General features: G+C 42.8%; 14 protein-coding genes. 4 read left to right on the top strand and 10 right to left on the bottom strand.

All coding sequences use genetic code 11. The features are described 5' to 3' along the window. Positions 1 to 397: 397 nt before the first annotated feature. The 3 genes from TY87_RS08735 to TY87_RS08725 all read left to right on the top strand — a co-directional run bounded on the left by TY87_RS08735 (position 398) and on the right by TY87_RS08725 (position 1,799). A complete protein-coding gene (locus TY87_RS08735; RefSeq protein ID WP_100186776.1) occupies positions 398 to 1,015 on the top strand; it encodes a hypothetical protein in 618 nt (205 codons plus the stop codon). A 275-nt stretch (positions 1,016 to 1,290) separates the two neighbouring features. Beyond that, positions 1,291 to 1,506, top strand: a complete 216-nt coding sequence (locus TY87_RS08730; protein ID WP_100186775.1) for an addiction module protein — start codon at positions 1,291 to 1,293, stop codon at positions 1,504 to 1,506. Continuing rightward, the gene (locus TY87_RS08725; protein ID WP_100186774.1) at positions 1,503 to 1,799 is read left to right on the top strand and encodes a type II toxin-antitoxin system RelE/ParE family toxin; all 297 of its coding nucleotides are present in this window, start codon (positions 1,503 to 1,505) and stop codon (positions 1,797 to 1,799) included. The genes TY87_RS08730 and TY87_RS08725 overlap by 4 nt, the downstream gene beginning before the upstream one ends. Positions 1,800 to 1,821: 22 nt before the next feature. Here TY87_RS08725 and TY87_RS08720 read toward each other — a convergent pair whose 3' ends face one another. The 3 genes from TY87_RS08720 to TY87_RS08710 all read right to left on the bottom strand — a co-directional run bounded on the left by TY87_RS08720 (position 1,822) and on the right by TY87_RS08710 (position 3,326). Then, on the bottom strand, positions 1,822 to 2,076 hold the full coding sequence (locus TY87_RS08720) for a Txe/YoeB family addiction module toxin (RefSeq protein ID WP_100186773.1): 255 nt from the start codon (positions 2,074 to 2,076) through the stop codon (positions 1,822 to 1,824). Continuing rightward, positions 2,073 to 2,324, bottom strand: a complete 252-nt coding sequence (locus TY87_RS08715; RefSeq protein WP_072842339.1) for a type II toxin-antitoxin system Phd/YefM family antitoxin — start codon at positions 2,322 to 2,324, stop codon at positions 2,073 to 2,075. Before TY87_RS08715 ends, TY87_RS08720 begins: the two co-directional genes overlap by 4 nt. 219 nt (positions 2,325 to 2,543) lie before the next feature. Further along, the gene (locus TY87_RS08710) at positions 2,544 to 3,326 is read right to left on the bottom strand and encodes an AraC family transcriptional regulator (protein WP_232617098.1); all 783 of its coding nucleotides are present in this window, start codon (positions 3,324 to 3,326) and stop codon (positions 2,544 to 2,546) included. A 99-nt stretch (positions 3,327 to 3,425) separates the two neighbouring features. Here TY87_RS08710 and TY87_RS08705 point away from each other — a divergent pair, with 99 nt between their 5' ends. After that, a complete protein-coding gene (locus TY87_RS08705) occupies positions 3,426 to 3,689 on the top strand; it encodes a hypothetical protein (protein WP_232617097.1) in 264 nt (87 codons plus the stop codon). Between the two features lie 105 nt (positions 3,690 to 3,794). Here TY87_RS08705 and TY87_RS08700 read toward each other — a convergent pair whose 3' ends face one another. The 7 genes from TY87_RS08700 to TY87_RS08670 all read right to left on the bottom strand — a co-directional run bounded on the left by TY87_RS08700 (position 3,795) and on the right by TY87_RS08670 (position 13,441). Next, positions 3,795 to 4,808: a lipoate--protein ligase gene (locus tag TY87_RS08700; RefSeq protein WP_100186771.1), complete on the bottom strand. Its 1,014-nt coding sequence runs from the start codon at positions 4,806 to 4,808 to the stop codon at positions 3,795 to 3,797. Positions 4,809 to 5,036: 228 nt separating this feature from the next. Next, complete coding sequence (locus tag TY87_RS08695) at positions 5,037 to 6,929, bottom strand: methyl-accepting chemotaxis protein (RefSeq protein WP_100186770.1); 1,893 nt, start codon at positions 6,927 to 6,929, stop codon at positions 5,037 to 5,039. 309 nt (positions 6,930 to 7,238) lie between these two features. Continuing rightward, a complete protein-coding gene (gene greA / locus TY87_RS08690; protein WP_072842347.1) occupies positions 7,239 to 7,715 on the bottom strand; it encodes a transcription elongation factor GreA in 477 nt (158 codons plus the stop codon). Further along, the gene (carB, locus tag TY87_RS08685; RefSeq protein WP_072842349.1) at positions 7,715 to 10,930 is read right to left on the bottom strand and encodes a carbamoyl-phosphate synthase large subunit; all 3,216 of its coding nucleotides are present in this window, start codon (positions 10,928 to 10,930) and stop codon (positions 7,715 to 7,717) included. Before carB ends, greA begins: the two co-directional genes overlap by 1 nt. A gap of 23 nt (positions 10,931 to 10,953) precedes the next feature. Continuing rightward, a complete protein-coding gene (carA, locus tag TY87_RS08680) occupies positions 10,954 to 12,084 on the bottom strand; it encodes a glutamine-hydrolyzing carbamoyl-phosphate synthase small subunit (protein ID WP_100186769.1) in 1,131 nt (376 codons plus the stop codon). A 262-nt stretch (positions 12,085 to 12,346) separates the two neighbouring features. Then, on the bottom strand, positions 12,347 to 12,898 hold the full coding sequence (locus tag TY87_RS08675; protein WP_100186768.1) for a DJ-1 family glyoxalase III: 552 nt from the start codon (positions 12,896 to 12,898) through the stop codon (positions 12,347 to 12,349). A gap of 39 nt (positions 12,899 to 12,937) precedes the next feature. Beyond that, positions 12,938 to 13,441, bottom strand: a complete 504-nt coding sequence (locus TY87_RS08670; RefSeq protein ID WP_100186767.1) for a GNAT family N-acetyltransferase — start codon at positions 13,439 to 13,441, stop codon at positions 12,938 to 12,940. Position 13,442 lies beyond the last annotated feature (1 nt).

Below are 13,442 nucleotides of genomic sequence, written 5' to 3'. Positions count from 1 at the left end.
CGATACAGACTTTGGCTCATGACACAAAATCGTAGGGCATCATAAGCGACAGCGTAATGTGCCGAAGAAAGCGAAGCTTTCATGTAAGTCGCGGCTACAGCCCGACAACCTCTACGCATGAGACCATCATCAACCCAGCACTGGCTTTGGCACATGACATCAAACCAAGCGGCGTTTCTCTTCGAAACTATCACCTACCTCATCAAAACGCCGCTTGGCTTTTTCAGAATTCAGTCTATTTTTACCTTCCTAATAAAGTGCTTTGCTCATCTATACTAGTAGAAATAAAAAATCGCTTTAATATCAATAAACAACATTACACTCAAAAGGAAGTAATCTGCTGCGGATCAACAATATAATCCGCACTATTAAATTATTCCAAACTCAGGAGAATACAGTGGAACAAGGCATAGTGAGCATTTATCTAGATGAGCAATGGAGTTTGGAAGATTTCTCTGTATTCTCAAAACAATACATACAAATTTACGGTTTTTTCTATGGATTGAGATTAGTTGAAGAAAATAACTCCACTCTAGAGTATGAAAGAATGCCATGGTTAGGTGGGGGCTCTGTCGTAAACTTTTTCTCGTCGATGAAAAATCACATCCATCCGAAGGCACTACCCAATGTACATAGAATTCAATATGCATCTCCCGGAGTTATGGAACTGTCAGCAATAATTGAAGTTGCTGGTGATATTAAAGAGCTGGTTGTCTCTATCTGCGCATCATTAACATCAATATCGACTACTTACTACGTCATTCATAAACAATATATTTCAAGGCAGATGGCTCAAAAGAAAATGGCTCAGCTAGACAATGAAGAAGATAAAAACTTTGTTAGAGATTCGGTTATTGAATTACATGAAAAATTAAATTTATCCCCTCGCCAAGTAATGAGTCTTACAAAAATATCCAAAGGTGATCAACTAGTTGAATTAAAAATGTTGATGGCTATGTATCGAAGAGCAAAACCAATTGCTGACTTACAAATGGAGAATAAAGCACGACTATAGAACTAGGTTTATGCCATACCTCGCATTCCTACTGCCACCTTCCAAGCGGAATAAACAGCCTTTTTCAACTAAGTCTCCAGGATCTCGGGTTGCGGTGGCTTTGGAGCTGTTAAAGGTACTTTGAGCCGATTACGCTAATTATTCGGCTCAAAATATGGCGACTCTTGAGCCGAATAAATTAGCTTTTCAGCTCAATCTTGTTTATTCAGTATTGGGGTAGATACAACTCCAATCTTTTCAGTGCTATTCTTTCACTTAATCGAGGAGGACATAAAATGACTCAAGTAAACAGAAACATCGTTGAAGATGCGTTATTACTCTCAACGAACGAACGGGTAGAGCTTGTCGAAAAGCTACTTGAAAGCTTAGACGCACCGAATGCTGAGCTAAACGCTATTTGGGCACGAGAGGCAGATGCTCGCATTGAAGCGTATGAAAAAAAACAGCTAAACTCCAAGCCCTTGTCTGAAGTGCTAAGTAAATATAAATGAACGTAGAATTTTTAGACATCGCCGAAAGGGAACTCGATGATGCCTTCAAATACTATGATGGTATTTATAAAGGTCTAGGGTTGAGATTCATTACTGAACTAGAGTCGTCGATAGAACGAATTAAATTACACCCAGATGCTTGGCAAAAAGCCAGCGCAGTTACGCACAAGTGCTTACTTAACCGATTTCCATATTCAATTATTTATCAAATTAAAGGCGACTTGCTACTGGTCGTTGCTATTGCCTCTAGCCACCAAAGACCTAACTACTGGGCTAAGCGAACTAGTAGCTAGAACGACAAACTAAGATAAAAACTTAGTAGTGATATCTTAACTGAGCGATCCAAATCGCATCATCTTGATATTTATAAACAATTCGGTGTTCATCATTGATGCGGCGAGACCAATAACCAGCAAGGCCATGTTTTAAAGATTCTGGTTTACCAATTCCTTCATAAGGTTCGCGCTGAATATCTTTGATTAATAAGTTTATACGCTTTAATACTTTCTTATCTGTGCCCTGCCAGTAAAGATACTGATCCCAAGCCACAGTTGAAAACGTGAGCCTCACTCGATTAACTCTCTTTCAACACCCTTACCCGCTTCCAGTTCAGCAATAGACTCCAACAAGACTCTGGCGTTCGCTGGCGAACGCAGCAAGTAGGTAGTTTCTTGCATGGACTCATAATCTTCTAATGACATCATCACAACTGGGCTTTCGCTTTTACGCGTGATAATGACTGGCGAATGATCATCACAGACCTTTGCCATCGTTTTAGCCAAATTAGCTCGAGCTGTTGTATAACTGATAGCATCCATAATTTATTTCCTGTACTTAATTCTGTACCACTGAGTATAAAGTAAACACCCAAAGCAAATCAACAGCTAACCCGCAAGCTGCGATCAGTGGAACCATCCTAATCAGGTATCATTCCTTCCACCGCCTTCCAAGCGGAACAAACAGCTACTTTTCAACCAAGTTGTAACAGTGGCTTTGGTAACTGTTTATTACTTCCCCTATTCAGCTCAAACAATGAATCAATCGTTATTGAACTGAATATATTGCCCCGGTGTTACCCCCATTACACGACGAAACATAGCAATAAAGGCGCTGACATTTTCATAGCCCAAGGTGAACGCAATATTGGTTACGGGTACGTTGTCGGCCAACATTTCGATAGCGCTCAACACTCTTGCTCGTTGCCGCCATTCAGAAAAACCTAACCCTGTTTGCTCGTTAAAGCGTCGCGCTAGGGTTCTCGAAGACAAGCCAATGGATCTAGCCCATTCCTCTAAACTTCGATTATCAGCAAGGTTAGATAGTAGCCCATCGGTCATCTTTTTCAGGGATGGTAATCCAGGTTGCAGCAAACCAAACAAAGTTTCTGGCAAGTTCACGATTTCATCAAACAACACTTCGGATAAGCGATTTTTTACAGCTTGAGACGTATCGTCAGACCAGCTGGCAGCTCGATGCACTAGCTCTTTTAGTAATGGTGTTGTTTGAAAGATTTTTGGTGAGCTATCAAGTAATTGGCTTCTTTTTGGGTCAAGGTAAACACTCCAACCTCTAAAAGGGCCATGGGATTTCGCGCCATGCAATGTATTTGGTGGAATCCATACGGTATGGGTTGCAGGAACGACCCACCAACCGGATTCTGTTTGCACCGACAAAAGCCCTTCCAAGCTACCAACCAACTGACCAAATGCATGTCGATGCAGTTCTGTTTCTCTTATTTGATTTTCGATTAACTCTACTGACAAGATTAAGTCAGCATCAGATTGGTGAATAATATCCGCAAACGACAGGGAGCTTTTCATTTTGGCGATTTCTCAGTATTGGTTGTCTTAACTAATGGAGTATAGCCAAAATTCCAGCACTATACTGAGCCCTCATTCATCAATATAAGAGGTTTCATCATGACATCCATTATCAAACCAGAAGACATTTTGCCCGAAGATGTTAACCAAGCTAATCTTGAAGGCATTCACATTCGCAAAGGGACAGTAGCCGCATTTTTGCAAAATGCTAAACTCTGGCAAGACCCAACCACCACCGAGGAAGAAAAAGCGAAACTCTTCGAGACCATTAAAGAGACGCTTCCCTCTCTGCGAGTATTAGGCATGTTTGAGGTGTTCCAGTTTCAAAATAAGACGCTTCAAACTTTAAGTGAAGAACTATAGTTTATCGATTTAGCTTAATTATCAAATTAGAGGCGACCTTGTTACTAATCGTTGCTATCGCCTCTAATCATCAAAGACCTAACTACTGGCCAATCGAATAATTAGCTAAGAAACCGCCTTAACCAACCACGCTTTCATCTCTTCTAAGTCGTTTTTATGATCTGGAAAATTCTCAATAACCGAGTCGATACATGCCGCAATGGCGTCTGGTCGGTAAGTCACGCCGACGAGTTTTTCTGCAAGCAGCTCAATTGGATCTGGGAATAGGCTGTCGGTGAAAGTTTGCGCGGCGGTAATTTGCGCGTTGCTCAGGTCTAGATGAATCTCTACGCCGCCCCATTTGAAGCGTTCGTCTAACGTGTGGGTAAATTGCGGTGATTTGCCAAAGTTCCAATCCCAGCTTTGTTGCTGGGCGAATTTTTCAACAAAGCCGGGCAAGTCAGGCAAGGTTTCAGGGGAAATTTCCTCTATGACAGGTACTTCGCCAAAGTATTCACAAAACGCTTCAACAATGGCGTCACATACAAGCTGGTGATCAATAGTCTGATACAAGCTATTTAGATTGCTGACTCGTGAACGTACGGAGGGGATGCCTTTAGACTGGAGCTTTTTCAGATCTGGGTTTAGGTAATTGGCTAAGCGACTTAAATCCGCATGTAACAATAAAGTACCATGATGAAAGCCACGATCTTTGGTTTCTTTGTAGGCGGAGCCTGAGAATTTACGCATCTCTTCACCTTCGCCCACCACTAAGTCATTTCGGCCATTGGCGTAACCTTCAATACCTAGCTTCTTCAAGCCTTGCAAAACAATATCGGTGGAGACTTCTTTGTTGTACTCAGGCTTGCCCGCCATGAAGGTGAAGTTAGTATTGCCCAAATCATGAAAGACCGCTCCGCCACCACTTTGGCGACGAGCAAGGTGAATTTTATCTTGCTCCATCTTGTTGATATTGCATTCTTTCCAAGGGTTCTGAGAGCGGCCAATCACCACAGTGTCGGCATTACGCCATAGAAACAACACGCGCTGATCAGCAGACATGGAGCGAAAAATACAATCTTCCACCGCGAGGTTAAAATGAGGGTTATTGGAATGGGATAGTAGAATTCGGCTAGCCATGGCACTTTCTCGTTTAAGTAACTGTAAATCAGTGCACCCGATGTTAATAACATCTGTTCTTACTTACAACGACTTCGTTAGCAACAAAGACAACAGAACTAAGGATGAAGAGTTATTCTTTGAATAAATACCCGATAAAAAAAGGTAAATAATAAAAAGGGGAATCACTGTGAGTGATTCCCCTTTTTAAATTAACGCTTTTAAATAAGTGTTTAAAAATGAGTACTTTTAAAGTCTAAATTTAGCGACTTCTTGGTTTATTTGTCGTCCCAAGTCATGCAGTTTTTTAGCTTGTTCGGCGGCAAGTTTACTTGCTTCCGACATCTCATCACCAACACCTCGAATGGTTTCAGTATTGCGACTAATTTCGAGTGTAACGGAAGATTGTTCTTCAGCAGCAGTCGCTATTTGTGCTGCCATATCATTGATTTGATTAATGGACTCAAGAATCTGACCTAAACTTAAGTTTGCTTCCTCTGCATCAGAAACGCTCTGGTTAGCCATCTCCTTACCTTTATCAGTTGCTTTAACAGCGCTTTCTGCAGCAGCTTGCAAAGACTCTATCATGCCTTGAATTTCTTGAGTTGAGCTATGAGTACGTTGCGACAAAACCCTTACCTCATCAGCTACCACAGCAAAACCACGACCTTGTTCACCTGCCCGAGCAGCCTCAATCGCTGCGTTTAGTGCAAGTAGATTGGTTTGCTCAGATATGCCGCTAATGGTTGATAGAATAGAGTTGATACTCTGTACATGCTTATTTAAATCGCTAATTATTTGGCTTGCTCGACCTACTTCTTCGGCTAAGGTTTCTGTCGAACGCTGACTTTTCTCAACTTCTTTGCGACCTTTTTCACTTACGGTGACACAGCTTCTTGCCGAATAAGCAGTTTGCTCTGCATTAGACGATATTTCTTGGGTAGCTGCCGCCATCTCAGTCACGGCAGTCGCTACCATGTGAATTTCACTTTGATGGCGCTGCAACCTATCGTTTTGCTGATCTGAAACTTTCGATACACCACTTGCTTCAGACAACAAGTCCTTAGACGTATCACTCAACCGGCTAATGATGCCATGCAGTTGTCCGACAAACCGATTGAAACTCGTTGCCAATTGACCAATCTCATCGCCACTTTTAACCTCTAAACGAATCGTTAAATCACCATTACCATTAGCAATTTCATCTAAGTTTTTAGTAATAGCACTGAGATTTTTCAACATCATTTTCAATAACAAAGACATGATAATCAAAATAACAGCCAAGATAATAAAGCTGATGATAACTTGGCTTATAAGCTGACTGCGTACTGGAGCAAATAATGTCTCTTTATCCATTACTAAAATAAGAGACCAATTTGAATTAGGGATAGCTGTCACATAAATAAGACGGTCACGGCCGTCTAATGACATATCTTGAAGCGTACGTTTAGCAACAATTTTTTCTAAAAGAGTACCTGCAAAATTTTCATTTAGTTCTGAGGCTTTTTTACTTTGTAGTTTTGAATCCGGATGCGCAACTATTTGGTCACTTTTATCAACCACTATGGCATAACCGTCACCAGGCACTTTGAGTTTATTAACAAATACCGTGAGTTGTTCCAAGGTAAGGTTGGCGCCAATAGCACCGATAAACTGGCCATCTTTTTTTACTGCTTCGGATAATGTGACAACGTATTCATTGGTACTAGCGGAAACAAATGGCGAAGCCAAGAATCGACCATTAGCCTCTTTTGCACCCTTATACCAACTGCGCACTCTTGGGTCATAATTAGGTGGGTTTAAGTTAGGGTCATTACGGTACATTTCCCCCTTTTCGTTACCATAGTAAGTAATCGAGAAGCCTAAGCCCTCTCTGACTTGATCTAACAATATATAGGGTTGAATGTCGGGGTATTCTGAAATTGTCTTGGCAAGCTTGCTTACCGCATTTTGTCTATCTTTCAGCCAGTTCCCAACGTTATCACTAAATACTTCGGATACTAGATCAACTTCCTCTTCCAGTGCTGACTCAATATTCTTTTGTAATGTAGTAACACTCTGAATAACTAAAGCAACAAAAAATACAAAGAAACAAATAACAGTAATGATAAGAATTTTTTTACGTAATGAGAAATTTTTCATAATACCAACCCATCGATTAAATCAAGGATCAAAACAACATGCTTGCACATGTGCCAATTACATTTATTTTAATTTTTAAGAGAAATGAAAATTACCTTATATAAACATCAACTAGTACTATCGCCCAATAGGCACCAAAATTCATCATAGGTTAAGAAATAAACCGAAGTCAAAACAACTTAGTTAATTATTGTGAAATAATAGCCAAGCCTTGTGTCCAAATGATTACGACCAACCTATAAATTCAAGCCATAAAAAAACCACGATGCTTTCACATCGTGGTTTTTAAAAGCAAGCCTTTAATACCTATTATAGGTATTCGACTTTCTCGATTTCGTAAACAACTTCACCACTAGGAACTTGAATGGCAACTTCGTCACCTTCCTCTTTCCCAATAATGGCTTTCGCGATAGGTGAAGCGTAAGAAATTTTCTTCACTTTCACATCCGCTTCATCATCGCCGACAATCTTATAAGTAACCGTTTCTTCGGTATCTACATTAAACAGTGTTACTGTCGTGCCGAAAATTACTTTAGACGATACAGGCAAAGATTTAACGTCAATCACTTGTGAATCTGCAAGTTTACCTTCGATCTCTTTAATTCGACCTTCAGCAAATCCCTGTTCTTCACGAGCGGCGTGATACTCTGCGTTTTCTTTTAAGTCGCCATGCTCACGCGCGGTTGCGATATCCGCAATCACGCGAGGACGGACGACAGTTTTCAAGTGATTTAGCTCTTCTCGAAGACGAGCTTCACCTTCTACTGTCATTGGTACTTTTTTCATTATTTCCCCAAGTGCAAATCTTGCAGTCTTCTAACTTTCGTTTCACCTGTTAGGCTAATCGCCATACTCGTTGCTTCAGCACCAGCCAATGTCGTAGTGTAACAAACCTTGCGCTGTAAAGCTGTACGACGAATAACAGAAGAATCTGCAATCGCTTGCGTACCAGACGTAGTGTTGATGATGTAATCAATTTCGCCATTTTTCATCATATCAACGATATGAGGACGACCTTCATTCACCTTATTCACTTTGCGAACTTCAACGCCGCGCTCAGTTAGGTATTTAGCTGTGCCTTCGGTACCGACAAGGTCAAATCCTAGTTCAGCCAAGCGGCGAGCAACGTCTACTGCACCTTCTTTGTCCATATCGCGAACACTGATAAAAGCACGACCTGATGTAGGCAATTCAGTACCGCCACCAAGAACCGCTTTACCAAACGCTTCAGCGAAGGTATCACCCACGCCCATCACTTCGCCCGTAGACTTCATTTCAGGCCCAAGAATCGGATCGACACCCTGGAACTTGTTGAATGGGAAAACGGCTTCTTTCACGCTGTAGTAAGAAGGAATGATTTCTTTGGTGAAACCAAGCTCTTCCAGTGTTTTACCTGACATAACCAATGCAGCAACTTGCGCCAAAGAACGACCGATACACTTAGAAACGAAAGGCACAGTACGTGATGCACGAGGGTTAACCTCAATTACGTAGATTTCGCCATCCTGAATCGCAAGCTGAGTGTTCATCAAACCGACAACGCCAAGTTCTAGCGCCATGTTTTTGATCATCTCACGAATGTCGTCTTGCACTTCTTTAGACAAAGAATATGGTGGCAAAGAACATGCTGAGTCACCTGAGTGAACGCCCGCTTGTTCGATATGTTGCATGATGCCGCCGATAACCACTTGATGGCCATCGCAGATACAGTCGATATCAATCTCAATCGCTGCATTCAAGAAGTGGTCTAGCAGAACAGGGCTGTCGTTAGACACTTTCACAGCGCTGGTCATGTAACGCATCAATTCTTTTTCGTTATAAACGATTTCCATCGCACGGCCACCCAATACATAGGATGGACGCACCACAAGTGGATAGCCGATAACTGCGGCTTTCGCTGCAGCTTGATCAACACTACGCACTGTCGCGTTATGAGGCTGTTTGTAACCTAAACGTTGGATCATGCTTTGGAAACGTTCACGATCTTCTGCACGGTCAATAGACTCAGGTGTTGTACCAATGATTGGCACACCTTCGTTTTGCAAAGCACGAGCAATTTTCAGTGGTGTTTGACCACCGAATTGAACGATTACGCCTTTTGGTTTTTCTTTACGAACGATTTCTAACACGTCTTCAAGCGTTACTGGCTCGAAGTACAAACGGTCAGATGTGTCGTAATCAGTAGATACAGTTTCAGGGTTACAGTTCACCATAATGGTTTCGTAACCGTCTTCACGTAGACCTAACGCTGCGTGTACACAGCAGTAGTCAAACTCGATACCTTGACCGATGCGGTTCGGGCCACCACCAAGGATGATGATTTTTTCACGATCCGTTGGCGCAGCTTCACACTCGTCTTCGTACGTTGAGTACATATACGCTGTATTAGTGGCAAATTCTGCTGCACAGGTATCAACACGCTTGTAAACTGGATGAACGTTCATTAAGTAACGACGCTCACGCATAGACTTTTCAGTCACACTTAACAAGCTAGCAAGACGCGCATCAGAAAAGCCTTTACGCTTCAAACGACGAATTACGTCGTAAGTCATGTCTATCAGACCTTTGTCTGCCAACGCTGCTTCTTCTTTGATCAAGTCTTCGATTTGCACCAAGAACCAATGATCAACACCTGTTGCTTCGTAAACTTCGTCGACTGTCATACCAGAACGGAAGGCATCACCGATGTACCAAATACGGTCAGAACCAGGAGATTGAAGCTCGTAAGCCAATTTCTCTTTGCTGTTTTCTTCAGCAAAATCCAACTGAGGATTGAAGCCATCAGAACCAACTTCTAAGCCGCGCAATGCTTTTTGCAAAGACTCTTGGAAAGTACGGCCAATCGCCATAACTTCACCAACAGACTTCATTTGCGTGGTTAGACGATCATTCGCTGTTGGGAATTTTTCGAACGTGAAACGAGGAATCTTAGTCACAACGTAGTCGATTGCTGGCTCGAAGCTCGCTGGAGTTTGGCCACCAGTGATGTCGTTTTGCAACTCATCAAGGGTGTAACCAATCGCCAATTTTGCTGCGATTTTTGCAATTGGGAAACCTGTCGCTTTCGATGCCAAAGCAGACGAACGAGATACACGAGGGTTCATCTCGATAACCACAAGACGACCTGTTAGAGGATCCATACCGAACTGTACGTTGGAACCACCCGTTTCTACGCCGATCTCACGCAATACCGCCAAAGAAGCGTTACGCATGATTTGATATTCTTTATCCGTCAAGGTTTGTGCTGGCGCTACTGTAATGGAGTCACCTGTGTGAACCCCCATAGCGTCGAAGTTTTCAATCGCACAAACGATGATGCAGTTGTCTTTTTTATCGCGGACAACTTCCATTTCGTACTCTTTCCAACCGATCAAAGATTCATCGATTAGCAATTCGTTGGTTGGAGACAAATCCAAACCACGAGTACAGATTTCTTCGAACTCTTCCATGTTGTACGCGATACCACCACCGGTACCACCCATGGTGAAAGAAGGACGAATGATACAAGGGAAGCCTACTTCAGCTTGAACTTTAAGCGCTTCTTCCATGTTATGGGCAATACCCGCACGTGGACACTCAAGACCAATCGCACGCATCGCTTTATCAAAACGGCTACGATCTTCTGCTTTGTCGATAGCGTCAGCTGTCGCACCGATCATCTCAACATTGTATTTTGCTAGAACACCGTGACGCTCAAGATCCAACGCACAGTTCAATGCAGTTTGACCACCCATCGTCGGTAGAACCGCATCTGGGCGCTCTTTTTCAATGATTTTTTCTACTGTTTTCCATTCAACTGGCTCGATGTAAGTCGCATCCGCCATAGATGGGTCTGTCATGATGGTCGCTGGGTTTGAGTTCACCAGAATAACGCGAATACCTTCTTCACGCAGCGCTTTACACGCTTGCGCACCAGAATAGTCAAACTCACAAGCCTGACCGATAACAATAGGGCCTGCACCTAAAATTAAGACGCTTTTTATGTCAGTACGTTTTGGCATAATATTTCGCTCCGCTCCTACTTTTAGGCTTTAGTGGCTTTGATGTTTTCAATGAACTGATCGAACAAGGGTGCAACATCATGTGGCCCCGGGCTCGCTTCAGGGTGACCTTGGAAGCTGAATGCACTCTTATCTGTACGCGCGATGCCTTGCAAAGAGCCATCGAACAAAGATTTGTGAGTCATCACAAGGTTAGCTGGCAAAGTGTCTTCGTCTACCGCAAAACCGTGGTTTTGGCTGGTGATCATCACTGTGCCCTTTTCAATAGCTTGTACCGGATGGTTTGCACCGTGGTGACCAAACTTCATTTTCTTGGTTTTCGCGCCAGAAGCCAAAGCTAAAAGCTGATGACCAAGACAGATACCAAAGATAGGAATCTCTGTTTCTAGGATTTCTTTAATAGCTTGAATCGCGTAGTCACATGGCTCTGGGTCACCAGGTCCATTGGATAGGAATACGCCATCTGGATTCATCGCCAAAACGTCACTTGCTGGAGTTTTTGCTGGCACAACAGTTAAACGGCAACCGCGCTCAACCAACATACGAAGAATGTTGCGTTTCACACCGAAGTCATAAGCAACCACGTGGAAATCGAAAGATTCTGGCGTAGAGTGGCCCTTCACAAGATCCCAAGTAGACTCAGTCCACTCGTATGCTTTCTCTACCGTTACTTCTTTCGCTAGATCCATGCCTTTCAAGCCTGGGAAAGCTTTGGCAGCAGCAACCGCAGCCGCTTCATCTAGGCTTTCACCTGCCATGATGCAACCTGCTAGCGCGCCTTTTTCTCGTAGAATACGTGTCAATTTACGAGTATCAATGTCGGCAATACCAACCACGCCTTTGCGCTTCAAGTAAGAATCTAAAGATTCTTGTGAGCGCCAGCTGCTAGCAACCAAAGGAAGATCACGAATAATCAAACCTTCACACCAAATTTTGTCGGATTCTTCGTCTTCAGAGTTAACGCCAGTATTCCCGATGTGGGGATAGGTCAAGGTGACCATTTGTCGAGCATAGGAAGGATCAGTAAGAATTTCTTGATAACCGGTCATCGAGGTGTTAAATACTACCTCGGCCGTTGAGGAGCCATCTGCTCCGATCGACACCCCTTTAAAAATAGTGCCGTCTTCCAGAGCCAGAATCGCTGATGTTGCCAAAGGAACCTCCCATTTAGAGACTATCAGGTTGCAAAAAAGCGAGATAAACCGGCGGCTCATCTCGCTTTTAAGAAATTGCGTTTTTGCCGTTCTTCCAATGATGGATAACCAATGGATCTCGCGTTCAAAAAATCTGCCTAATTCTACTCTTATACGGCTTTTGCGTCCACCGAATTGCCGAGAAAACAGGCAAAAACACGGAATTTGAACGCATTTTTTCTTGACTTCTTAGTCAAGAATAAAAATAGAGCAAAATAACCTCTTAGCACAACAATCCATCAGCTACATTTTTGGCAGCGTCGTAACCATTTAAGTTACCTAATACAGTTAATGAAAAAACCATAGCTGCGGCAGGCCCTTTGCCTGTCAAAATGTTACCATCCATTACTACAGGTTCATTGGCAATGTACTCAGCGCCAATCAATCCATCTTCAAAACCTGGGTAACACGTCGCTTGTTTATCTACGACAAAACCATGAGTACCAAACACTACCGCCGGTGACGCACAAATAGCCGCTAATAAAGCATCTTGGATGTCATGTTTTTCCAATATATCGATTAGCAATTCACAATCACGTAAATGCTCAGCACCTGGCATTCCACCAGCCAACACCACGGCATCAAAGATTTGCTCGCCAACCTCGGTTAATAAAACATCGGCTTCGAGTTTCGTGCCGTGCGCCATAACAACCTGTTTGGTCTCGTGAATACTCGCCACAGTGACTTCCACGCCACCACGTCGCAACACATCGATAATCGTAATGGCTTCAATATCTTCATTGCCGTTAGCAATAGGAACCAATACCTTGCTCATACCTTACCTCTTTCAGATACATTAAATTCATAAAAGCTTTCATGCGACTACTGCGTTTAAAAACTTTTCTATTTTTAGCGTAAACAAACATGCCGCTTCGTGGCCTTGTTCTGTTTGTCCTTTTTTTTCTATTTGATAATAATTTTTTCGGCGACCAACTTGTTCGAACCCTAACGATTCGTACAGCGAAATGGCTCCTAGATTCGACTCGCGCACTTCCAATAACAGCTCACTGACATCTTGCTGCGCGACCGCTTCTGACCAAACTATCATCAACTGTCTGGCTAGCCCCTGTCTACGGACAGAGGAATCAATCACAATTAATTCTAATTCGGATTGATCAAGCACCACCGAAGCAGTTAACCAACCAACGATCGATTTTTGCGTCGCATCACCTAATTCAACAACCCAATTTTTGCGCGTTTGTAATGCTTCAGCGACCAAATTTTCACCCCAAGGGTGAGGGTTAGACAAGGCATCAAGTTGAATAATAGGTAGTAAATCTGACTGAATCGCCAGACGAATAGAAACAGAAGGAATCATA

It is taken from the genome of Marinomonas sp. BSi20584 (assembly GCF_002792415.1).
GTDB classification, from domain to species: domain Bacteria; phylum Pseudomonadota; class Gammaproteobacteria; order Pseudomonadales; family Marinomonadaceae; genus Marinomonas; species Marinomonas polaris.
The sequence above is the reverse complement of the archived record's forward strand: the minus strand, read 5'-3'. Positions and strand labels throughout refer to the sequence as shown.

Coding starts and splice junctions, on each gene's coding strand:
- TY87_RS08730 (WP_100186775.1), top strand. CDS start 1,291: ATGACTCAAGTAAACAGAAACATCGTTGAAGATGCGTTATTACTCTCA.
- TY87_RS08725 (WP_100186774.1), top strand. CDS start 1,503: ATGAACGTAGAATTTTTAGACATCGCCGAAAGGGAACTCGATGATGCC.
- TY87_RS08715 (WP_072842339.1), bottom strand. CDS start 2,324: ATGGATGCTATCAGTTATACAACAGCTCGAGCTAATTTGGCTAAAACG.
- TY87_RS08710 (WP_232617098.1), bottom strand. CDS start 3,326: ATGAAAAGCTCCCTGTCGTTTGCGGATATTATTCACCAATCTGATGCT.
- TY87_RS08705 (WP_232617097.1), top strand. CDS start 3,426: ATGACATCCATTATCAAACCAGAAGACATTTTGCCCGAAGATGTTAAC.
- TY87_RS08700 (WP_100186771.1), bottom strand. CDS start 4,808: ATGGCTAGCCGAATTCTACTATCCCATTCCAATAACCCTCATTTTAAC.
- TY87_RS08695 (WP_100186770.1), bottom strand. CDS start 6,929: ATGAAAAATTTCTCATTACGTAAAAAAATTCTTATCATTACTGTTATT.
- greA (WP_072842347.1), bottom strand. CDS start 7,715: ATGAAAAAAGTACCAATGACAGTAGAAGGTGAAGCTCGTCTTCGAGAA.
- carB (WP_072842349.1), bottom strand. CDS start 10,930: ATGCCAAAACGTACTGACATAAAAAGCGTCTTAATTTTAGGTGCAGGC.
- TY87_RS08675 (WP_100186768.1), bottom strand. CDS start 12,898: ATGAGCAAGGTATTGGTTCCTATTGCTAACGGCAATGAAGATATTGAA.
- TY87_RS08670 (WP_100186767.1), bottom strand. CDS start 13,441: ATGATTCCTTCTGTTTCTATTCGTCTGGCGATTCAGTCAGATTTACTA.